This is a genomic window from Niallia sp. HCP3S3_B10, assembly GCF_052064465.1.
GTDB lineage: Bacteria > Bacillota > Bacilli > Bacillales > Cytobacillaceae > Niallia > Niallia hominis.
Genome location: NZ_JBQHVO010000010.1, coordinates 19,748 through 43,708, shown reverse-complemented (window position 1 = coordinate 43,708; position 23,961 = coordinate 19,748). Strand labels below are relative to the sequence as shown.

At 30.5% G+C, this 23,961-nt stretch carries 18 protein-coding genes; 13 read left to right on the top strand and 5 right to left on the bottom strand.

Going from position 1 to position 23,961, the window contains the following annotated elements:
• The first annotated feature begins 268 nt into the window (after positions 1-268).
• Together galE and gloA2 are read left to right on the top strand one after the other, a co-directional pair.
• Positions 269-1,231, top strand: a complete 963-nt coding sequence (gene galE / locus ACTNDN_RS07265; protein WP_016202175.1) for a UDP-glucose 4-epimerase GalE — start codon at positions 269-271, stop codon at positions 1,229-1,231.
• Positions 1,232-1,345: 114 nt separating this feature from the next.
• Complete coding sequence (gene gloA2, locus ACTNDN_RS07260) at positions 1,346-1,735, top strand: SMU1112c/YaeR family gloxylase I-like metalloprotein (RefSeq protein WP_169189145.1); 390 nt, start codon at positions 1,346-1,348, stop codon at positions 1,733-1,735.
• A 268-nt stretch (positions 1,736-2,003) separates the two neighbouring features.
• Here gloA2 and ACTNDN_RS07255 read toward each other — a convergent pair whose 3' ends face one another.
• On the bottom strand, positions 2,004-3,176 hold the full coding sequence (locus ACTNDN_RS07255; RefSeq protein WP_285846402.1) for a CDP-glycerol glycerophosphotransferase family protein: 1,173 nt from the start codon (positions 3,174-3,176) through the stop codon (positions 2,004-2,006).
• Positions 3,169-3,564 carry a glycerol-3-phosphate cytidylyltransferase gene (tagD, locus tag ACTNDN_RS07250; protein ID WP_016202177.1) on the bottom strand — a complete coding sequence of 132 codons (396 nt, stop codon included), beginning with the start codon at positions 3,562-3,564 and terminating at the stop codon, positions 3,169-3,171. The genes ACTNDN_RS07255 and tagD overlap by 8 nt, the downstream gene beginning before the upstream one ends.
• A 283-nt stretch (positions 3,565-3,847) precedes the next feature.
• Here tagD and ACTNDN_RS07245 point away from each other — a divergent pair, with 283 nt between their 5' ends.
• Positions 3,848-5,944: a CDP-glycerol glycerophosphotransferase family protein gene (locus ACTNDN_RS07245; RefSeq protein ID WP_016202178.1), complete on the top strand. Its 2,097-nt coding sequence runs from the start codon at positions 3,848-3,850 to the stop codon at positions 5,942-5,944.
• 25 nt (positions 5,945-5,969) lie between these two features.
• Here the strand turns inward: ACTNDN_RS07245 and tagU are convergent, their stop codons facing one another.
• A complete protein-coding gene (tagU, locus tag ACTNDN_RS07240; protein WP_016202179.1) occupies positions 5,970-6,899 on the bottom strand; it encodes a polyisoprenyl-teichoic acid--peptidoglycan teichoic acid transferase TagU in 930 nt (309 codons plus the stop codon).
• A 270-nt stretch (positions 6,900-7,169) separates the two neighbouring features.
• Here tagU and galU point away from each other — a divergent pair, with 270 nt between their 5' ends.
• The 3 genes from galU to ACTNDN_RS07225 all read left to right on the top strand — a co-directional run bounded on the left by galU (position 7,170) and on the right by ACTNDN_RS07225 (position 12,541).
• Positions 7,170-8,060, top strand: a complete 891-nt coding sequence (gene galU / locus ACTNDN_RS07235; RefSeq protein ID WP_016202180.1) for a UTP--glucose-1-phosphate uridylyltransferase GalU — start codon at positions 7,170-7,172, stop codon at positions 8,058-8,060.
• A 211-nt stretch (positions 8,061-8,271) separates the two neighbouring features.
• The gene (locus ACTNDN_RS07230; RefSeq protein ID WP_016202181.1) at positions 8,272-10,923 is read left to right on the top strand and encodes a glycosyltransferase; all 2,652 of its coding nucleotides are present in this window, start codon (positions 8,272-8,274) and stop codon (positions 10,921-10,923) included.
• Between the two features lie 115 nt (positions 10,924-11,038).
• Complete coding sequence (locus ACTNDN_RS07225; protein WP_016202182.1) at positions 11,039-12,541, top strand: glycosyltransferase; 1,503 nt, start codon at positions 11,039-11,041, stop codon at positions 12,539-12,541.
• 54 nt (positions 12,542-12,595) lie between these two features.
• Here ACTNDN_RS07225 and ACTNDN_RS07220 read toward each other — a convergent pair whose 3' ends face one another.
• Positions 12,596-15,043 (bottom strand): glycosyltransferase, encoded by a 2,448-nt coding sequence (locus ACTNDN_RS07220; protein WP_251627624.1) that lies wholly within the window; start codon positions 15,041-15,043, stop codon positions 12,596-12,598.
• A 400-nt stretch (positions 15,044-15,443) separates the two neighbouring features.
• Between ACTNDN_RS07220 and ACTNDN_RS07215 the strand changes: the two genes are divergently transcribed.
• The 6 genes from ACTNDN_RS07215 (at position 15,444) to ACTNDN_RS07190 (ending at position 22,267) form a co-directional block, all read left to right on the top strand.
• Entirely contained in the window at positions 15,444-16,262 is an 819-nt protein-coding gene (locus tag ACTNDN_RS07215; protein WP_016205206.1) for an ABC transporter permease, read from the top strand.
• A gap of 14 nt (positions 16,263-16,276) precedes the next feature.
• Positions 16,277-17,056 carry a teichoic acids export ABC transporter ATP-binding subunit TagH gene (gene tagH, locus ACTNDN_RS07210; RefSeq protein ID WP_016205205.1) on the top strand — a complete coding sequence of 260 codons (780 nt, stop codon included), beginning with the start codon at positions 16,277-16,279 and terminating at the stop codon, positions 17,054-17,056.
• Between the two features lie 375 nt (positions 17,057-17,431).
• On the top strand, positions 17,432-18,973 hold the full coding sequence (istA, locus tag ACTNDN_RS07205) for an IS21 family transposase (protein WP_251627623.1): 1,542 nt from the start codon (positions 17,432-17,434) through the stop codon (positions 18,971-18,973).
• The gene (gene istB / locus ACTNDN_RS07200) at positions 18,966-19,724 is read left to right on the top strand and encodes an IS21-like element helper ATPase IstB (RefSeq protein ID WP_251627622.1); all 759 of its coding nucleotides are present in this window, start codon (positions 18,966-18,968) and stop codon (positions 19,722-19,724) included. Before istA ends, istB begins: the two co-directional genes overlap by 8 nt.
• A 90-nt stretch (positions 19,725-19,814) precedes the next feature.
• Positions 19,815-20,153, top strand: a complete 339-nt coding sequence (locus tag ACTNDN_RS07195) for a hypothetical protein (RefSeq protein WP_251627621.1) — start codon at positions 19,815-19,817, stop codon at positions 20,151-20,153.
• A gap of 602 nt (positions 20,154-20,755) precedes the next feature.
• Complete coding sequence (locus ACTNDN_RS07190) at positions 20,756-22,267, top strand: glycosyltransferase (RefSeq protein WP_016205204.1); 1,512 nt, start codon at positions 20,756-20,758, stop codon at positions 22,265-22,267.
• Positions 22,268-22,378: 111 nt separating this feature from the next.
• On the opposite strand, the gene ACTNDN_RS07185 is transcribed toward ACTNDN_RS07190, so the two are convergent.
• On the bottom strand, positions 22,379-22,516 hold the full coding sequence (locus tag ACTNDN_RS07185; RefSeq protein WP_169189142.1) for a hypothetical protein: 138 nt from the start codon (positions 22,514-22,516) through the stop codon (positions 22,379-22,381).
• Between the two features lie 378 nt (positions 22,517-22,894).
• Between ACTNDN_RS07185 and ACTNDN_RS07180 the strand changes: the two genes are divergently transcribed.
• Positions 22,895-23,956 (top strand): glycosyltransferase family 4 protein, encoded by a 1,062-nt coding sequence (locus ACTNDN_RS07180; protein ID WP_169189141.1) that lies wholly within the window; start codon positions 22,895-22,897, stop codon positions 23,954-23,956.
• Positions 23,957-23,961 lie beyond the last annotated feature (5 nt).

Sequence of the window (23,961 nt, the reverse complement as noted above, 5' to 3'; positions counted from 1 at the left end):
TTGAATTTAATTGTTGAAAACGTTTTCTGCTGATTCTTTTTAAAGATACTATGTTTTTCGGTTTTTGACAATAGTTTTTGTAGTTTTTAATATGAGAAAAAGTGATATAATGACTAGATTATTTTAATTTTTATCTGACAGAGTAAGGTATCAATATAGGTTTTTCTTTTTAAGTTATTATATTTAACTTCTTATAAGAATAATAAATGTAAAAGATGTGATAAAATAGGAAAGAGTTTAAATTGTAATTTAAAGGAGAATTATTCTTATGATTTTAGTAGTAGGTGGAGCTGGCTATATTGGTAGCCATCTAGTCAAAGAATTGGTGGAAAAGGAAGAAGTGGTAGTACTAGATAATCTTGCTACCGGACATGAGGAAGCTGTTGATTCTCGTGCAGTTTTCGTAAAAGGTGATTTAGGAAATGTGGAGGACTTAGAATCCATTTTTTCGAAGTATCCAATTAAAGCAGTCATGCATTTTGCTGCTTTTAGTCTAGTAGGTGAATCTGTTCAAGATCCGTATAAGTATTATGAGAATAATGTTGCTAATACATTAACATTATTAAATGTCATGTTAAAACATAATGTTAAAAACTTTATATTCTCATCTACTGCGGCTACATATGGAATTCCGAAGGAGGAAATAATTGTAGAAAAATCAGAAACTTCCCCTATTAATCCGTATGGAAGATCAAAATTAATGGTAGAACAAATTTTAGCTGATTTTCATGCAGCTTATGGACTTAATTATGTAGTATTACGTTATTTCAATGCCGCAGGTGCTCATGTATCAGGCGAAATCGGCGAAAATCATGATCCGGAAACACATTTAATTCCGATTATCTTACAGCAATTATTGGGAGAAAGAGAGTCTATCTCTGTCTTTGGTACAGATTATCCAACAGAAGATGGGACTTGTATTCGCGATTATATCCATGTAACAGATTTAGCCAATGCTCATATAGCTGCATTAGACGCCCTATTAAATGGAACAAAGAAAGCAGAAACCTATAATCTTGGCAATGGGGTGGGCTATTCTGTAAAACAAGTAATTGAAATGTGTGAAAAGGTTACTGGTGAAAAAGCGAACGTAATTCTTGGTGATAGAAGAGCAGGAGACCCAGCAAGATTAGTTGCTTCTTCAGATAAAATATTCAGCGAACTTGGCTGGAAAGCAGAAAGAGGCTTAGAGACAATTATTGAAAGTGCTTGGAAATGGCATAATAAATAATACTGAAGGCGAAGGAATCAATACAATTTCTTCGCTTTTTTCTAACACTCCGGTCTTATTTTAGGTTGGATAGCTTGTCTCAGCAATCGTATTTAACACAAAGGGAGCTAAAAAATGTTTAATGTAAATCGTATTCATCATATAGCAATTATCTGTAGTAATTACGAAGTTTCTAAACAATTTTATGTTGATCTATTAGGTTTTAAACCACTAAACGAAGTATACAGAGAAGAAAGAGACTCATATAAGCTAGACCTTTTAGTAAATGATATTTATCAAATTGAACTTTTTTCTTTTCCTAATCCAAAGGAAAGACCAAGTTATCCTGAGGCTGCTGGCTTACGTCATATTGCATTTGAAGTGAATAACATAGAAGAAACTGTACAATATTTACAATCGAGCAATATTACAGTTGAAGAAATTCGGATTGATCCAATTACAGCCAAAAAGTTTTCCTTTTTTGCAGATCCTGATGGGTTACCAATTGAACTATATGAGGCTTAATTAGCATGTGCTTTTCCCTTATATTGAGAAAGGGAACAAACAGTTTGTAAAATAAATTGCTTATCTTGAGAACTTAGTAATCTCCAGCTTCCAGCTTTTATTTTCATATTTATCATCCTTTCTACTATTTTTTCTTATAGTATATATATACCGCGTTTAAATTCATTGAAAACACTAAAATTATCAACAAAAGCTGACAAGTATTTCCCGAGAAATGTCGGATGGATAAAAAGTGACCTTTAGCCAAAGTGCTAAAGGTCATTTTTTATTAAATTAACCAGTTATTTATCGTTTCGACAACATTCTTACTAGAGCTGCCAATTGAATACGTATTCCATTCTTGATGAAAATCAGCAATTTTTTCTAATTGAAAAGAAGAATGGTGAATGATTTCAACGATCTCTTCGGTTGAAAAAGCAATGGGACCAGGAACAAGTTCATGATAAGGTACCCAAAAACCTCGAGTCTTTCTGTATTCTTCTAAATCATAAGGATAAAAAATCATTGGCTTTTGCAAAAATGAAAATTCAAAAGGTATAGAGGAGTAGTCCGTTATTAATATGTCGGTAATAAATAATAAATCATTCAAAATAGGGTAATCAGAAAAATTATAAACAAAGCCGTTATAGTCACTAAAATCTATTTGATTATTAATGCTAGGATGAAGACGAACAAGAATGATATACTCTGATGCTAAAGCATTTTTTAAATAGGGAAGGTCTAAATGAATTTGATTAGATAATTCTGCTTCATTTTCTCGAAAAGTTGGAGCATAGAGAATAATTTTCTTATTTTTTAGATTGGTATACTTTTTATAAAAGGAGCTTGTCACTTTCTCTATATGTTCTTTATCAAAAAAAATATCTGTTCTTGGTATTCCCATTTGTAGTATTTGACGGGAGGAAGCAGAGAAGGCTTCACAAAAGATAGCAGACATTTTTTCTGAACCAGACAGAATATAGTCAAACTGTTTATAGACAGCTGCGAATCTCTCTTTCGCTTTACTTGAACGATCTTTGACACTTAAGTCTTTCCAGCCAAAAGTTTTAATTGCGCCATTCGCATGCCAAATCTGTATTTTTTTTACATTTTTCTTGAATGTGATAGAAGATAAGAAACCATAATAATTATCTAATATAATCACTTGAGATGTTGCTAAAAAATATATTCCTTTAAGGAAAGATAAAGGATGTTTTGGAGAGAAGTGCAAAACCGTATCTCTTGTAATCCGTTCTTTAAAAAAAGGATGAGTTTTATCATCTGTTAATAAAATGCATTGGATGTTTGGGTAATCTTTCTTTAATTCCTCATAGAGATGAGTAGTATTTTCAACAAAAGACACACAAAAAACTATTTTCTTCTGTAAAGGAAATAGTTTTGCAATTCCAAATAGAAAAGAAAATAGTTTTAAGTATAAGTAAATGGTTAACTCTCTAACCATTTACTTTAAATAAGTCCTTTTTAATTTTTGTTGTGGAAATCCCAACCGTTCTTGGAAGATAAACCACTTCACAGTAATCCTTTAAGAAGTCAAATTTTCCTTCCCAATCGTCTCCCATAACAAAAATATCAATGTTATGATCTACAACATCTCTTATTTTTTGGTCCCAATCATGCTCAGGAATTACTTCATCAACATAACGAATTGCTTCTAAAATCATTTTTCGATTATCATAAGTATGGTATGCTTGTTTATTTTTAATGGCATTAAATTCATCGCTGGAAAGGGCAACTGTTAAATGATCGCCTAATTCCTTAGCTCTCTTTAAGATATTAATATGGCCCCAGTGTAATAAGTCGAAGGTTCCATAAGTAATTACTTTCTTCATTGTTTGCCTCCTATTTAAATAAATTATTTTAAGTATGAGCCTAAATATTATTTTCTTTTTTATTTTATTAAGATGGAAACTTGGTAAAGATGGTATTAGGATTTATTTCATTCTTATATATTAAAGCACTTCCTTTAAACTGACAAGTAAATACAAATAATTTGTAATTTGGCGGAATAAATATGTAATTTTAGTATTACATAATAAGACTAGTTTATTCTCTATATTATCAATAGTAATAATAAAAAACATAACGTGTAGTATAAATTAGGAGATGTGAAATTTGAAAAAGGAATTACCTCATATAATTTTAAGTAGCTTAAATGTTATGGAAACAGAGATGATAATATCATTTGATATAAAACTCAATTTGCTAGATGGAAATAAACTGTTACTACAACTTAATAAAAGAAATAATCAAGGAAAAAAATTAGTGTTTCCTGTAAAAACTAAAAAAATTAAAAATTCCCATGCATTAATGGAAGCAGAAATTGACTTAGAAAAAAATAAAATTTTTTTCAGTGAGATAGATGTACTGGATGTATATATAATAATAAATAATGGAAAATCAGAATCAAAATATCGATTAAAAAGCAAGAATGAGCCATTAGAATTTAAGTTATATATATATGAGTCCTTAGGAAAGACTGTTTATCCATATACAACAAATAAATATAATTTATCTTTTAAAACAATACGAAATGGTATAATTGCAAGAGTGAGTGAGGTCCATCTAGATAGAGAAGGTCTATTATCCTTTTCTGGTTATGTTATTAATACTCAACAAAAAAATGAAATTAACCCTAAAAGATATTTAGTAGTTACAAATCACGATAGTGAATTAATGGAAGAAATGCCTTTGAGAATATTGGATACAAAAGAATTCCAAAAAGACTATTCTCTTTATTATTATAGTGGTGAGATGTTTTTGCCAAAATATATTCAGACAGATGGTTTAGAGTTTTTTAGGTTTTACATAAAAGAAACTTATGAAAAAGATACAAAAATAATTGAAAAATATAGTCCTCGAGTTCAAGTTTCTCCCTTTGAAGATATAAGTCATGAAGCGTTAATCTATATAAAAGGGCTTAAAAGGAAAATTATTGTAAAACAGACAAAGTCAAAAAAGTTTTTATCTACAAAAATTTATGTGTATAATCGAAGAAGAGAATGGAATAGTCAAATTAAAATTAAATTAAAGAAGTGGAAAAATAAAAAAATGTTAAAAAGAATATACAAAGTATTGTTTAAATTAACAAGTATGCTACCAGTAAAAAAAAATACGGTGATTTTTGAGAGTTTTTTAGGAAAACAGTATAGTGACAATCCTCGCGCATTATACGAATATATGAAAGAAAATTATCCTAATTATAAATTATATTGGAGTGTAGACAAAAGATATCTACACAATTTCGAAGGTAAGAATGTAGAGGTTGTTAAGAGATTTTCTATTAAATGGATGTTTGTGATGGCGAGAGCTAACTATTGGGTTAGCAATAGTAGGCTTCCATTATGGATACCTAAACCAAGAAACACTAAGTACATACAAACATGGCATGGAACACCTCTAAAAAAATTAGCAGCTGATATGGATGAGGTACATATGCCAGGAACAGATACAATTAAATATAAGGAGAATTTTCTTAAAGAGTCTTCCAAGTGGGATTATTTAATATCCCCCAATTCGTATTCCTCTGAAATATTCGAGCGAGCGTTCGATTTTAGAAAGAAAATGATTGAATCGGGTTATCCAAGAAATGATGTATTATATAGAGATAATTCGAATGAAAAAATAGAGGAACTTAAGGTTCAATTTAAATTACCATCAGATAAAAAGATTATTCTTTATGCTCCAACATGGAGAGATAATCAATTTTATGGAAGGGGCAAATATAAATTTAATTTAGAATTAGATTTGCCTTTAATGAGAGAGCAATTAGGTGATGAATACATCGTAGTACTTAGAATGCACTATCTTGTAGCGGAAAATTTTGATTTAACACCATATGAGGGGTTTGCATATGATTTTTCAAATTATGAAGATATTAGAGAACTTTATCTGATCTCAGATTTCTTAGTGACAGATTACTCTTCTGTATTTTTTGATTATGCTAACTTAAGAAAACCAATGATCTTTTATGTATATGATATCGAGGAATATCGCGATAAACTCAGAGGGTTCTATTTCGATTTTGAAAAAAAAGCTCCAGGTCCTCTTGTGAAAACAACGAAAGAAGTGATTGGTGCGATAAAGGTTGCTGAATTAGAAGGTTTAAGTGTTGATTTTGAAAACTTCTACAAAAGGTTTTGCTATTTAGAATGTGGAAAATCATCAGAAAGAGTATGGAAAGAAGTATTAAAAGGCGATATCAACTCCTAAAGTTTGATATCGCTCTTTTTTATATTTACTTTATATTTAAATGTTCTTTTAATGTATTCTGGATTTTAGTTTTTTCTGATTCATCTACAATTAGATACCAAACTTTGTTAATTGTTTGCCCGGTACCAGTGATAGTTAATTGTTCGATATTATTGGCAGCACTTTTATAATTAGCTTGGATATCAACCATTTCATCAAAAGTGATGTCTGTCTTTATATTTTTACCCAGTGCCTCAAAGATATTATGAAAATTAGTTAATGAATTTAAACTAGCCCCTTTTTTCACAACAGCTTCAATAATCATTCTTTGTCGAAGTTGTCTGCCGAAGTCACCTCTAGGGTCGTCGTATCTCATTCGTGAGAATTTTAATGCATCTTCTCCGTTTAATGTAAGGGTTCCTTTTTTAAAATGTACTCCTTCATAGGTGAAATCGAGGTCATTATTTACTGTAACTCCACCTACAGCATTAACGATATCTTGAAAACCTTCCATATTAATTTGCATATAGTAATCAATAGGAATGTCAAGGAAATTTTCAACTGTATCCATTGCCATGGCGACACCGCCAAAAGCATATGCATGATTGATTTTATCAGTTGTTCCATGCCCTATGATTTCTGTACGAGTGTCACGAGGAATACTTAATAATTTTGCTGATTTCTTTTCAGGATTAACTGTGACCACAATCATGGTATCAGAACGTCCCTTATCTCCATCACGTTCATCAACACCAAGCATTAATATGGAAAAGGGTTCTTTGTTATTCAAACTTAATGTTTTATCTCGTTTAGAAGTTTCCCGTTCAATTGGTTGCTGCATAGTTTCAACAGCATTATTTAAAGAGTTCCAAACACTATATATATAAATTCCAACACCTATTAATAGTAATAATACTACTATTAGGGTAATTCGTAGCCATTTACGCTTCTTTTTTTTGGGCCTTTTAGTATCCATTCTTCTAAATCCTCCATATCTTGACAAAAATTGATAACTAATATAAGAATACCAGAAAGAATCAATAAAAGGTATAATTAATTTGAATAGTTGCTTAATGCAAAATCTAATCGCTATTCTATTAATATGCATCATAAGAAGTTGAATTTATACAAGCGATAATAAATATTATTGAGAATATAGGGGAAAAATAATATATAGAAGTTATGTTGGACAAAAAGAGGTAAAAATAATAAAATATATTATTATTTTTCTTAAGGAGGCTAATGAATGAGTAGAGTGAAAAAAGCCATAATACCAGCTGCCGGACTTGGAACTAGATTCTTACCAGCAACTAAAGCGATGCCAAAAGAAATGTTGCCTATTGTAGATAAACCAACTATTCAATATATTGTAGAGGAAGCTGTTGCCTCGGGAATTGAGGATATCATTATTGTAACAGGAAAAGGTAAAAGGGCGATAGAAGACCATTTTGATAATTCGTTGGAATTAGAAGAAAATCTAGTTGCAAAGGAAAAGTTCGAGCTACTTGCGAAAGTAAAGGAATCGGCAAATGTAGATATCCATTATATACGACAAAAACAACCCAAAGGTCTAGGACATGCTGTATGGTGTGCTAGAAATTTTATTGGAAATGAACCATTCGCGGTTCTTTTAGGTGATGATATTGTTGATAGTAAAAAGCCATGTTTAGGGCAATTAATCGAACAATACGATGAGACGTTATCTTCGGTAATTGGTGTTCAAAGTGTTCCAGAATCAGAAACTCATCGCTATGGAATTATTGACCCTGCAAGCCAGGTTGGTAGAAGATATCAAGTTAGTAGATTTGTTGAAAAACCTAAGCAAGGTACCTCTCCTTCGAATTTAGCGATTATAGGAAGGTATATTTTCACACCTCAGATATTCCGTTTTCTTGAAACGCAGGAGATAGGAGCAGGTGGAGAGATACAGTTGACGGATGCAATTGAGAAATTAAATCAAATCCAAAGAGTATTTGCTTATCAATTTGAGGGCAATCGCTATGATGTTGGAGAACAATTAGGTTTTATTCAAACTACAATTGAATTTGCGTTAAAGCGTGAAGATCTTAGTGAACCCTTAAAGGATTATTTAATTCAGCTAACGCAAAAACTTGTAGGAGAGCAAAATAATATTTAACTGTTACTTTTAGGGGAAATAGGAGCGTTCCCCTTTTTATTATGGGGAATTAATCTATCTTGCCTAAACGGTAGAATTAAGTATATAAAAACATTATAATAATGGTTGAATATTAAATATGATTTATTCTTAATGAATTATTTTCTATAGAATAAAAAAGAAACGTAAGGTAAAAGTTAAAATTAATATCACCGTATAAGGGGAAATAAACTTGAAGAAAAATATCTTAAAACCACTAAGATTAGCTAGGAAAACAGTGGAAAAAATAACTGGTTATGAAATTAATGTAACAGACCCAAATGGAAGATCTAGAAAAAAGACTAAATTTAATACTTTAATTAAGAAAGAAATGATTGAAAAGAAAGAATTAATTGTTAGAAAGAATAGAGATATTTCAACTAACACTGAGAAAATGTATTTTACAAATAAGAGTTTTAGTCAAGTAGTTGATTATACAAATTATTATGAGATTTTGGAAGTCAGAGATAATACTATTTTTTATGAAAGTTTCCACGGGAAAAATATGACTTGTAATCCTTATGCAATTTTCAAAACACTAATTAAGGATCCGAGGTTCTCTGATTTTCATCATGTTTGGGCACTAAATAACTTAAACGATTGCCCTAAAGAGTATCTCAATTTGCCAAATGTGGAATTTGTTAGAGTAAACTCAGAGGAATATCTCCAATACTTAGCTTCTTGTAAATATTTAATTAATAATACATCTTTTCCTCCTTACTTTATAAAAAAAGAAGGGCAAATTTATGTTAATACATGGCATGGTACGCCATTAAAAACATTAGGTAAAGATATGGAAGGATCATTAGGTCAGCATAAGAATCTCATGAGAAATTTTCTACATACAGATTACTTAGTTTCACCTAATAAATTTACCATCGACAAAATTATTGATTCTCATGATTTAAGGGGAATATATAATGGACAGATAATTGAATCAGGTTACCCACGGATTGACTTGGTGAAAGAAGATAACAATGTACTTGCTAATAAATTAAATATTAAAACAGATAAAAAAGTGATTCTTTATGCCCCAACATGGAGGGGCGAAGTTGGGAATGTTTCTGGTGAAATCAATAAGATAATAAGAGACATGAGAAAGCTTAAGTCAGTACTAGGGAAAGAATATGTCATTTTATTAAAAGTTCATACGTTAATGCAGAAATATATAAAGCAAAACAAATTAGATTTCGATGTAGTTCCGGATAAAATTGATAGTAATGAGTTATTTAGTGATGTAGATATTCTTGTTACGGACTATTCAAGTATTTTCTTTGACTTTTTAGCAACAAAAAAACCGGTTATCTTTTATGCCTATGATCGAGAAGAATACGAACGTGATAGAGGTTTTTATTTAAACTTAGATGATATGCCGGGGGCTATCTGTTCTACCATTGAAAGTGTGATAAAAGAGATTAAAAATGCATCAAATTATCAGGACGTATTTAATGAAAAGTTGGACAAATGTATAAATGAATTTTTATATTTAGAAGACGGTGCTAGCACACAAAGAGTAATTGATACAGTATTTTTCGAGAATAAGCAACATACTTATTCGGTAAAAAATGATAAAAAAACAATTGTTATGTATTGTGGAGGTTTCTTAAATAATGGAGTCACTACTTCTGCTGTCAATCTGATGAATAATATTGATTACGAGAGATACAATGTTATTGTAGCGGACAAATCAGAATTTGATGAAGAAAGTTCAAAAAACTTCATGAAGTTAAATAATCATGTGAAGAAATTATATAGAGTTGGAAGTATGAATGTCTCATTGAATGAGCTAGAAAGTCAAAATCAATTATTTGCTTATGCAGCTGAACAATTTTATAAAAAAGGTCCAATGAATTATCTAGAAGAAGATATTATTACTATGTACAAAAGAGAATTCAAACGCATGTTTGGGACAGTTGATATAGATATAGCAATTGACTTTAGCGGTTATGTTAAATTTTGGAGTATTCTTTTTGCAGCGAATGATATTTCCAAAAAAGCTATTTTCCAACATAATGATATGATGGAGGAATATGATAAAATCGTAGATAATGAATATAAACATAAGGAAAATCTAAGTGTTATTTTTCCGCTTTATAATAAGTATGATCATGTTATTGCGGTATCTAAGCATACAAGAAATAAGAATAAAGCAGGTTTATCTCATCTAGTGGTCAATAGTGATCAAAAAATGGTTTATGTTCATAACTCTATTAATTATCAATATGTCCTTAACGCCATTGCCTCAGTGGAAAAAGTGCAAGTGAATAACAAAGAATATTATATTGAGAAAAATGGGGACATAAATCAAATCCTAGATGGTAATGCAATAAAAGTACCTGATACATCTAAATTTAACTTTGTAACCATGGGTCGCATGTCTCCAGAGAAAGATCAAATTAAATTGATTAAGGCATTCGCAGAATTCCATAAAGAGTATAAGGATACAGAGTTATATATTATTGGTACGGGAGAATTAGAAGAGGAGATAAGATCAACTATTAAGTCTTTTGGGTTAAATGATCAAATTCATCTGGTGGGACAATTAGATAATCCATTCCCCTTAATACAAGATTGCGATTGTTTCGTCTTATCTTCTAACCATGAAGGACAGCCTATGGTACTGTTGGAATGTTTAATCTTAAATAAACCTATTGTTGCAACAGATATACCAGGGAATAGAAGTGTTCTAGAGAATGGCTATGGAGAATTAGTGGAGAATAGTATAGAAGGTTTAGTGCAAGGCTTAAAAAAAATGAGAGAAGTAAAACCAACATTTAAGAAGTTTGACTACGTAGAATATAATAAGTCTGCTATGGAAATGTTTTATAGTTATATTCAGGTTTAATTATTTACAATATAGGGAAGATGTCCTTTATTCAACATCTTCCCAAAATATATATGGTTAGTAAAAGTTATAAAGGGTTAAAAAGGTTAAAATAAGAATAAGGATGAGTTGTTTTATGAAAAATAGTAATCTAACTCCTATAATGGTAATGGGAAATATATTTAAAAAAAATGGAGGAGTAACTAAGGCAATATACCATCGTGTGAACGCGCTTATAAAAGAATATAATGAGGTAATAATTTGTACTTTTAATTATCATCCCAATTTTAACGAACTAGTAGAGTATCATAAGAGTAACGGAAATATAGATCAAAAAGTAAAAATTTTCAACTTGTTTGAATCAACGGATCAATTTATAAATAATCAAACTTATATTAATAACTCAAAAGAAGCAAGATTTTTGGATGAAAACATGAGATATCAGGATAAAAATAACCCTAATGTTTATAGATGTTTTAATAAGTCTGGTCATTATGTAATGTATGAGTTATACAGAGAGAATAACATTGAATTTGTTGATCATTTTGAGGTGCCGTGGACAAGGGTTAGAAAAGAAATTTTTGATTCTAATGGAAATACTAGAAAAGTAATACATATGGATAAATTAAAAAATAAACCAGCTTTTAATTGTTATTATTCACCTGATGGAACATCAGTGCTATCTACAAAAGTTGATATAAATACAGGAAAAGAAACTAATTTCTTTTATCATATTAATGGTCAAGAATACCAAAATGAATTAGAATTATTAGCAGGTTGGTTACAAGGAATAGTAAATATGTTTAGTAATCCTGTGCTTTTTATAGATAAAAGAGAATTTGTTCTTCCATTTATGAATATAAAGCATGAAAATTTAAAGAAAATTTTTATTTTGCATAACGTGCATCTTAAAACTCCATATGATGATATTACGAAATTGGAACCAACTTGTGAACCGCTATTTCAAAATATTAACAGTATAGATAAATTAGTAGTGCTTACTAATGAACAATATAAAGATATAAGTAAGGTGTTTGGTCATGAAAATAAAATGGTAGTTATACCACATTTTCAAAATAAAGTGGAGATATTTCACACAACGAGGGAAGAGAATTTAGTCATTTCTTTAGCAAGATATCATCGACAAAAAAATTTAAAAGATGCTATACAAGTTATAAAAAAGGTTGCAAAAAAAATTCCTAATGTAAAGTACCACATATACGGATATGGTGCGCTAGAAAAAGAGTTAGAAAATCAAATTAAAGAATTGAATCTAGAAAATAATATCCAGCTCAAGGGTTTTACCGATAATCCAATAGCAGAATTACAGAAAGCTTCTGTTATGTTAATGACCTCTTTATATGAGGGATCTCCACTAGTTATCAACGAAGCTTTAGCTTGTGGAACTCCAATTGTATCTTATAATACAAGGTATGGCCCAAACGAAGTAGTTAGAAATGGAGTAGATGGCATTATAACAGAAAAATATGACATAGATGCTACTGCAAAAGCTGTAATTGAATTATTAAAAAATAAAAAATTGTATCAAAGAATGTCTGAAAATGGTCCAGAAGTTGTCCAAAGATATAATGAAAAAGAAATATCACAAAAATGGATTGACATGTTAGCGAATTTATAATGATAGAAAAAAGAATCTCCTACTAGTGTAAAAGTTGGAGATTCTTTTTTCTGTTTAAAGAATTTCTTTATAAAATTTATCTAATGCTTCTTTATTATAAGACGTATAGTTAAACATATTAAATCTTGGTAGATTATTATTCAAATATTGTTCCATACCTTGAACTAATCCATTTACACTATTTTCAACAATTAATCCATAATCTTCTTGCAAAATACTTCTATTTCCAGGTATATCTGTAGCTATTATAGGCATGCCAATAATAAGATTTTCTAATAGCACCATAGGCTGTCCTTCATGATTAGACGAAAGAATAAAACAATCACATTGGCTAATTAGAGAATACGGATTTGTTAATTGGCCTGTAAAGATTACATTTTTTTGTAATCCTAAATTATAAGTCAATTCTTTTAATTGTGTCTCAAGAACTCCTTCGCCAATAATATATAACATACTATCTTTCTTTTTCGTATAAAATTCTTTAAATGCCCTTAATAATTTTTCATGATCTTTTTCAGGAGAAAGTCTTCCCATAGTAACAAAGTTAATTTTATTCTTAGTTGGTTTTTTTATACCTTTAATTTGCAAATTTCCATCAGAAATGTCCTTGCTAGAGAGTAAAAAGGTAGTCTCCTCCAAAACCATTTCTTCATTTACTTTGATCTGTTGCTTAATTTTTTCTGAATCTATACAGTTATGAACATAAACTGTTTTGGTCTCTTCCATATATTTAGAAAGATTTTTAATATTTTCATCTCTTGTATTTTTGGAAACAGCAATTATTTTGTCGAAATATTTATAGATAGGAAAAATTAGATTCATCTTTTGTTTATGTTTAAATTTATTGTTGATTTTCTTATAGTATTCAGCATGCATATCGTTATGTTGGTATATTGCTTTCTTTTTGAATCCCCCGAAAGCAAATATAAATGACCAAAATGGAACATATCCACTAAAATCTATGGCCACATCATAATCTATATTACCGAAAAGCCTTTGAGCCTCTCTTTTATATAAGTTAAAAGGAAGATATTTTTCTAATCGGTTATTAATTAATCCTTTTTTAGTGATGTAATGATGGATATACCATTCGCTTACAGAAATATTCATAGCGCCAACTCTAATTAACTTTGTTGCGTTATGATTAATTTTTTTGAAGTTCTCAATGGATGCTTTGTCTGTTCTTATATTGTCCACTACAATCACATTAAACCTATCGTAATCAATATTGTTTATAAGGTTAATGGCAGAAGTGGTAATACCGTTATTTAAAAAACCTCCACAATAGAAAATTAAATTGGTTTTTTCATTTGCTATACTATAGATTTTCCATGAAGAATTGTTGTTTAAAACGGAATCTATAATTTTTGGTGTTATCTTACTCGTTTCACTTCCATATTTTATGTCAGAAGTTAAGGTATTAGACATGTTTCTCATGGCTTTAGTAACAGCAGTTAAATCTGTACAAATTTTAACTGGAATTTCAAAAGAATCAACTTCTTCGTTAGTAAAAAATATTATTGGACGATTTGTAAAAGCAAAGTCATTTATAATATGCATATTATCTGAAATAAGAAAGTCTGTAATAGATAATATTTCATTTATGTCCATATAGGAAGGAATTATGAGATCCTTTAAATTTTCATTTATAGTAGCAGGAGGAAGTCCCTCAATATTTAGTAAAAGTTGAAATCCTGTAGGAATATTCAGCTTTAGTTGTGCAAGGAAATCTGTTAGTTTTATATCATCATTTTGTTTACTGAAGTACTCATTTTTCCATGTTGTAGAATAAATGATTAATTTCTGATTGCTCTTATAGGTGGTGCAATTTGATAACTGTTTCTTAACCAATTGACTATTTGAATTCAAAACCAAATCAATTCTCGGGTAGCCTTCTGCTAAAATTTTCCCTTTGAATATACCATCTAAATCATATGAACCCATCAAATTTTTTGCGTTTTGCAAACTATCTGTAAGTAGGTAGTCTACTTGTAAGAAATTTCTTTGAGTATTTGCATAAACTCTCCCATAGTTAGAGCTTTCATCATATAAGGAAGGTGTATTATGCCATGTATTCACATAAATTTGCTCTTCTCTTTTTTGAAAGTAGCTTGGAAATGAATGGTTATTAATTAAGTATTTTGCAGAAGCAAGATACATTAAATACTCATCACTATGAAGTTTAACAAATTTAACATTAGACATAGAACTATATTGATTAATCGTGGGATTATTTATATCATTTACGACCCATATATGTTTATAACCCTTGTAGCTTGGATGGGAAATAAGTTCCTTAAAAATAGCTAAAGGACTATCGGACATCCCCATTCCATTATGAGACTGGTATAATATAGTGTTATGTAGTATAGCTTTCTTTTTAAAATAGTCAGTATATGAATTAATCATTTTAAATTCTCTATCTGTTGCTCGTTTAATATAAGGTAATCTAATAAGCTCAATTAATGTAAATATTTTATTGAAAAAATTTTTTATGGCCATTTTTAATATACTCCTCTTTTAACATTGGTCTTTGTATAGTATAGCAATTTATCTTATAAGTATAAAAAGATTTTCTTTTTTTTTATTATAAAAGAATAATCTACTGAAAAAAATTATACTTTATTCTTTTATAATTTCCTGTATAAAGAATTTAATGTTTCGAATTAGCGTAAAAAGTGAATTAAATTTGGGAAGAATATTAGAAGAAAATGAAGATATATGATAAAATATGTAGGCTATTACTTTAAAAGCTAAGGGAGGGAATATACATAAACTGAATCATAAAGAGATGAGATAAAAAGGAAGAATCACTTACTTATAGGATAATAATAACTTTAAATAAAAATAATGATAAAAAAATAAATACAATTAGGTTTGTTTTAGGAAGGGCATAATAAAAATGAGTTCTATTATCAATGTTATAAAAGAGCAAATAGATAATTTTCATTTAATAAGAAGATTGTCTATGTATGAACTTAAGAGTTCAAATAGGAATAATTATTTGGGGATATTATGGGAGTTTATCAATCCTGGTATTCAAATTGCAATCTATTGGTTTGTTTTTGGATATGTTCAAAAAAGACCAACTGTTGATGGTGCAAATGGACAAGAGATACCTTTTTTTATATGGATGCTAGCTGGGATTGTGCTGTGGTTTTTCATTTATCCAGCTATAACGCAAGGATCTAAATCTATATACACTAGGTTACGAATGGTCTCAAGAATGAATTTTCCGTTAAGTGCCATTCCGTCTTATGTCATGCTGTCCTTATTATATCCGCAGCTCTTATTAATGGTTGCTGTTATTATAATTTTTCAATTTATTGGTTATCCAATATCTATATATTATATTCAGTTACCGTACTTCTTATTTGCAGCCATTATCTTTTTATTTTCATTATCACTTATTACATCGACTATAGCTACTATAGTTCGTGACTTTCAAATGCTGTTACAATCCCTAATGAGAGTTCTGTTGTATGTAACTCCTATATTGTGGCCAGTGCATAATTTAGGTGATACATTTAAATTTATCATGAAATTAAATCCAGTCTATTATTTAATAGAAGGATATCGATATGCCCTATTAGGACAAGGTTGGTTTATTATAGAACATCCAGCTATAACGATATACTTTTGGGCTGTAGTTTTCCTATTATTGACTATAGGATCTTATATGCATGTGCGTTTCAGAAGACACTTTATTGACTTTTTATAATTGGAAGTGGTTAGATGGAAAAATCTGTTGTAGTGAAAAATTTAACAAAAAGATATAAGTTATATAATAATAAATCGGAAAAACTAAAGGATGTATTTTTTCCTAAAGATTATGGAGAACCATTTTATGCTTTAAGAAACGTTAGTTTTGAAGCAGACCATGGCGATGTTATAGGATTTGTTGGAGTAAATGGATCCGGTAAATCTACTTTATCTAATATTATTGCAGGAATTGTTCCGCCTACATCTGGTGAGGTTTTAATTGACGGACAAGCATCTCTTATAGCTGTAGCAGCGGGTGTCAATAATGAATTAACGGGTCGTGAAAATATTGAACTAAAGTGTTTGATGCTTGGCTTTACTAAAGACCAGATAAAAGTGCTTGAACCAAAGATTATTGAGTTCTCCGAATTAGGAAAATTTATTGATCAGCCAGTAAAATCATATTCAAGTGGAATGAAATCAAGACTTGGGTTTGGTATTTCTGTTCATACAGATCCTGATGTTCTTATTATAGATGAGGCATTGTCAGTAGGAGACAAGGCGTTTGCAGATAAATGTTTAGCGAAAATGGAAGAGTTTAAAGAGCGTGGTAAGACGATGTTCTTTGTAAGTCATTCTATTGGACAGATGAAGCAATTTTGTCAAAAAGGAATCTGGATTGAGCATGGACAAGTTAAGATGATTGGAAGTATAAATGAGGTTTTATCCTCTTATGAGGAGTTTTTAAAGACATATAATAAAATGTCCCCTGAGGAAAAGCAAGCTTTTAGAGAAAAAGGGTTTGAAAGTTAAATAATATATTAGCTAGATGTGTAAAGGAAACCTTAACGATTTTTTGGAGACCTCAATCACATCTAGCTTTTTTTGTTATTTTAAATTATATCTACAACTAACTCTAAATTACATAAGTAGTATTGATGATAAAATTTTTAAACATTGTTGTACCCCTTTTTATGGAAAACTAAATTAGGTTTGTACGTTTAACTGGTATCTTTGGATATTATAGATAACCACTATATAAATTCTATAAGGAAGATCATTGTAACCGCTAGAATAAAATAGACAGTTTTCGCTAGAATCCCGTGAACACTTTCGCCAAACATATAGACAATCTAGTAAACTAGAATTATTCGTTTACTGGAGGTTAAAGACTTGGAGGGAAAGTTAGTGTTATATATTGAGATTCATCAACTATTTAAGCGTAAATTAAAGATTGCTCAAATTGCTAAACATTTAAAAATTAATCGGGGGACTGTCTATAAGTATTTAGGAATGTCTTTTGAAGAAGCACAGGAGTATTTAGGAAACCCACTTCAAAAGCCTAAAAAACTAGATCCCTATCGGGATTGGATTGTAGCTTGGTTAGAGGAGTACCCTCATTTAAGTGCTGCACAAATTCAAGATTGGCTATTAGAACGTCATCCCAATTTAGAGATTGGAGAAAGCACGGTACGTTCTTATGTAAAAGAAATTCGCGAAATATATCAGATTGAGAAAAAAGCCATTGTTAGACATTACGAGGCTGTACCTGAACAGCCGATGGCTAAGCAGCTACAAGTGGACTGGGGTGAAACAAAGCAGAAAACGATAAAGAAAAAAGAAGTTAAATTGTATTTCATCGCTTTTGTCTTGGCGCATTCACGTTATAAATATATGGAGTGGCTAGACCGGCCTTTTACAACAAAGGATGCCATTCGCTGTCACGAAAATGCATTTCGCTTTTTTGGTGGTTATACAGAGGAAATTGTTTATGATCAAGACCATTTACTTTCCGTTAGTGAAAATGCAGGAGATTTAATTTTAACGTCAGAATTTCAAGCCTATATAAAAGAACGTAAGTTTCGCGTACACTTATGTCGAAAAGCCGATCCTGAGTCAAAAGGGATGATAGAAAACGTGGTGAAATACATAAAAGGTAATTTCGCAGATAGTCGCGTCTTTAAAGACATTGAGAGTTGGAATGTAAGTGCATTACAATGGTTAGATCGTACAGGTAATAAGAATGTACATAATACAACGAAAAAGAGACCAGTTGAAGTGTTTCTCGTCGAAAAGCAACACTTACAGCCAGTCTCCCCTATACTTTCATTAGAAAGTAACCATACAGTAATTATACCAAGGAACATAAATAAGGACAATACGATTCGCTTCAAGTCAAATCGTTATTCAGTTCCTGTTGGAACTTATGGGTCGCAACCAGACAATCAAGTGTACCTCAAAATAAAACAAGATACGTTGATTATTCTAACTCAGGCAGATGGCGAGATACTAGCTGAACATAAAATTAGTAATGAAAAAGGTAGACTTATTAAGAATAGAAATCATTCACGCGACCGTTCTAAAGGAATTGAGGAGATAAAACAAAGCGTCATTTCTAGTTTTGAAAAGCAGGAAGATGCAAGAGCCTATATAGATGAAATTTGTCAAATCTATACTCGTTATCGACGCGATCAACTAGCTATTCTTTTATCTGTCATAAAAAGCGATCCAGAATGGATTAATCAGGCACTTCAAAAATGTATCTACGAAAAACTTTATAGCGCCAATGATTTCCGCGATGTGGTTAATTATTTAAGTAAGTCAAATACAGAATCTATTTCCGCAATTTATAAGAGTAATATTGTGCCAACTTCTAAAACAAAAATTAAAGTAACAACACGCTCTATAAGTACATATACAAGCATTTTGGAGGGTGTATCCAATGAATAAAACCGTCAAGGAGTTACAAGACTACTTTCGCCAACTAAGATTAGCTGAAACTGCAGAGGAACTTCCTCAACTCCTTCGTGAAGCAGAAAAAGCATCATGGACTTATTTAGAATTCTTAGAAGCAGTTACAACATTCGAACTAAATAAACGTGAGATAAAAAGTATGGAGCGAAGAATGAAATGGGCTCGTTTCCCTTTTGTTAAAACGCTTCATGAATTCAATGTAGAAGAACAAACTGCCATTACAGAACGGCAGTTAACACAACTTCAAGAATTTAGCTGGCTAGAAAAACAGTATAATTTAATTTTATTAGGACCTCCTGGTGTAGGAAAAACGTTTCTAGCCGTAGGGCTAGGAATACAGGCTATCCAAAAAGGATTCCAAGTGTATTTTGTGACAATGGGCGAACTAATCCAGCTACTGAAAACACAAGAATTTGCGCATAAATCACAGGTGCAATTGAAAAGATTACAGGCATCTGATTTAGTAATCATCGATGACTTGATGTATATGGCAATGGATCAACGTGAGGCAAACCTATTCTTTCAACTGGTTAATCACTTGTATGAACGAAGTTCGATTGTTTTAACCTCAAATAAGAGTCCTGACCAATGGAGTGAGCTAATGGGAGATCAAGGTATAACTACAGCAATTTTGGACCGTTTGTTACATCGAGTAGAGGTTATTCGCATGAATGGCGAAAGTTATCGCATGAAAAATAGACAGCATGTATTTCAAGAAAAAATGTAAATGGAAAATAAGCGATAACTACAAAATTCTATTTAAAGGTGGCAAAACTATTTAGAATCAGTTAACTCAGTAAGCCGGAGGTTTTAAAAGATGGTTAAATTATTAAATGAAAATGAAGCTACCCTACTTATTCATTCATATGGGATAAAATGTGATGTGCAGATGGTAAAACAATGGTTAAAAGAAGGAAAACTCAAAGGAGTTGAAAAAGAAGGGAATACTATTATAGAGGAAGGAGCAGTTTATAACTTCTTAGCAGCATATAGATGGGAAGGGACTGCATATGAACAAGGAATAGATGACCAGCTAAAGATTAGTAGATTATTAGAAGAAGTTGAGGATTATAGACAAAGAGTGATCGAATTAGAAAAAGAGAAATCACAACTGAAGGAACAATTACAGAACTTACTAGGAATTATGCCGTTCTAAGTTTAGGAGGTATTTTTCTCCACCCATTTTAAACAGGTTTGGTAGGAGAACATTGAATAAATGGATAATCAAGGATTACGGCTGTCAATTTAGATCGTCAGTTATATGATGTAAAGGTTCTTACATAAATGGCGATCGCAAATAATAGGCAGCTGTATCTTTAGCAAAAGTGTTCATTACAAACGAGCAAAAAATGTTCATTTTTACTTGACGGTTACAATCATGCTTTTGTTTCTTCTAAATGAGTTTTATCAGCTTAATTTAAATTCTTCTATTCTTATGAAATTAACTGTCCCTTTTGACTATTGTTACGATATTCAAGCAGATAGTGTTTCTGAGTAATACCTACATTTTTCTCGTTAGTGAGATAGAATATTATGAAAATTACAAAAAAATGAAGGAGCTACTTGTTACACACCTTTGTTTAAAAAATTTATATCTAGTTGCATACTAAGTCTGAATATCACTGACCAAGTTATTTAATCCATTCTATCTAGAAGACTTGACTAACTTATTAGAACAATAGATTTTCTGTATGTTTATCTACGTATGTTTCAGTCAACAATGAAATAGTAAATATAGCGAAAGAAAGGGAGAAAGTAATGGAAGTAAATTATACTCCAGTATTTATATTTAAATCACTAAATATAGTAAGAGGTGGGCTCACTAAAGCGATTCTTACAAGAGCGAATACATTAATAAAATACTATAATCAAGTTTATATTCTTACTTTAAGCTTCCAACCAGATTTTGAAGATATTCTACAGGAATTATATAGTACAGGTCGATTAGATAAGCGTGTACAGGTGTTTAATTGTTTCCATGATTTATCAAAAAAGGTAGGCGATAATAAAGTAGATATAAAAGAACCTAAAAACAATATAATCAAAGAAGAGGGCTTATATGAGTTTATTGATAAGGGAAATGAATTGCCTTCTTATCGTTACTATAAAAATGGTGTTTATATAAAATATAAAAGATTCGATAAAGAGGGAAGGTTAGTATTTGTTGATTATATGAGTGAAAGTCGGAATCGAACTCGCAGAGATGAGTATGATAAAAATGGCTATTTGGTGTGCTCACAATTCATGGACCCAATAAATAATAGTCCAAGACTAAAAAGTTATTATGCTAAAAATGGGAAGTGCTATATGACTGTTTGGATAGATGACTATACTAAAAAAGAAGGACGTTCTCTCTTGTATGAACCAACTTGCCACGAATTTAAATCACTATATAAATTATTTACTTTTTGGGTGCAGGAAAAGTTAGAAGATATTGAGAATCCGGTTGCTTTCTCTGATTCACGTTTTTCTGATGGTCTCGTTCTTGATTTAAAGGTAGAGAATATAAAAAGAGTTGCTGTTCTACATAACAATCATTATTCCTGGCCATACAATACTAGAGCGGATACTAAGCAAACATGGAAATCCTTTCTCAATAGAATTCATGAATATGATAAGGTCATTTTTTTAACGAATGATCAAAAGAAAGACATTGGAACATTAGTGGGGAATCTCCCTACATTTGATGTGATTCCCCATGCTGTGCCTGAAATGAAGGTTGCTACAGTGGAGAAATATAATCCAAAATTAGTAGTCTATTTAGCAAGATTTGAATCTCAGAAGAGAATTGATGAAGCAATTAAAGCATTCAAATATGTTGTAAAAAAGATACCAGATGCTCAATTGCATATTTATGGATTTGGTCCCCAAAAAGTAAAGTTAGAAGCGTTAATAGAAGAATTGAATTTAAAGAAAAATATAATGTTACAAGAGTTTACGAATGCAGCATCTGCAGTTTATCAGTCCGCATCCTGTTCTATTTTGACATCTGATTATGAAGGTTTTGGAATGGTTATTACAGAAAGCATGGCGGTAGGAACTCCGGTTGTTTCGTATAATTGTAAATATGGACCAAGTGATATTATTCGAGATGGAATAGATGGGTTTTTAGTACCATGTAGAAATAAAAAGAAGTTAGCTGAAAAAGTAGTAAAGATTTTGTCTGATGACGATACTAGAAATCAATTGTCCAAGAACGCACTAGAAGTAAATGAACGTTTTAATTATCAAAAGTATGAAGAGAGATGGATAAGAGCAATTAATTCATAATAATTAGGATAATATCTGTCTATCTCCTAATCAAAAAAAAGATCTATACGAGGTGAATTTACCACTTTATATAGATCTTTTTGTTAGGAAGTATTTGCTAAATGAGTATGTTTAATCTTGCTCATTTATTGCTATTTTTGAGGGTATATCTAATAATTCTTCGCCTTCTTCATCATCGCTGTAGAATAGTTTGCTATTATAGTGCTGTAAATTTTCAAGGTTTGTTCTGTTGAACGTCCAGATTTTCATTTCTATCCCTCATTTTATATTGTTTTTTATTTTTAATAGTATGAACTAACTTAGAACGTTTTAAAGCAATAGTTGAAAAAAATATTAAACATTTCAAAACAATAATCTAAAAACTCTTCATTATAAAAAATTTAGAATTGAGTTTAATTTTAGGTAATTAATAAAAAAATTTAAGATGAAACTTTCTAAAATGAAATACGTCATATATAATAATAAGCAGTTATTTAAATTTAGTTTATAAAAAATGTAATATAAATGTAAAATAATGATGAAATTAATATAAACATGCCAGTAGGTATTGTGTTATAATAAACTTCGATTATATGCAAGAATAGATGCCTATGAAGTACGTTAATTAAGGCATTAGGGAGGATTTGCATGATTTATATAATGCTTGTGGTATGTTTCATTGCTTCTATCTTACTTACTCCATTAGTAAAAAAGCTTGCATTTAAAGTTGGAGCAATGGATAAACCAGAACAAAGAAAAGTACATCAAAAAATTATGCCTCGTATGGGCGGTTTAGCTATATACATTAGTTTTGTGATCGGTGCATTAGTAGTTAATCCGGATAAAGCTTACCATTATCCAATATTGATTGGTAGTGTCATTATAGTGTTAACGGGAGTATTGGATGATATTTATAATCTTTCTGCAAAGATTAAGTTTCTTGCTCAAACAATCGCCGCTATAATTGTTGTTGTTTGGGGTGGCGTACAAGTTGAATTTATTAACTTGCCATTCGGAGGACAATTGGAATTTGGATTCTTGGATATACCGATAACCGTTCTTTGGATTGTCGGCATAACGAATGCAATTAATTTAATTGATGGATTAGATGGGCTTGCCTCAGGTGTTTCCTGTATTGCTTTATTTACGATCACTGGTATGGCAATGATTATGGGGAATGGATATGTAATTGCTATATCTTCCATTGTTTTAGCAAGTACACTTGGGTTTTTATTTTTCAATTTTTATCCTGCAAAGATTTTTCTTGGAGATACGGGAGCATTATTTCTTGGCTATATTATTGCGGTAATGTCTCTATTAGGATTTAAAAATGTTACGTTAATCTCTTTTATTATTCCAGTAATTATTCTAGGAGTTCCTATTTCAGATACATTTTTTGCTATTATTCGTCGATTAGTTAATAAGCAGCCATTGATGGCTCCAGATAAGTCGCATTTACATCACTGCTTGTTAAATGTTGGTTTTACACATCGTCAAACGGTTATTATAATTTATGCAATGGCATCTTTTTTTGGACTAGTTGCGGTGATTTTTTCAATGGCAAAAGTATGGGGAGCAATACTCCTAATAGTTACTGTATTATTAGTAATTGAATTAATTGTTGAAAAGATAGGTTTAGTTGGAAAGAACTATAAACCTATTTTAAAATTTATTAATGATATAAGATATTCTACTGATAAAAATCGATAGTAAAA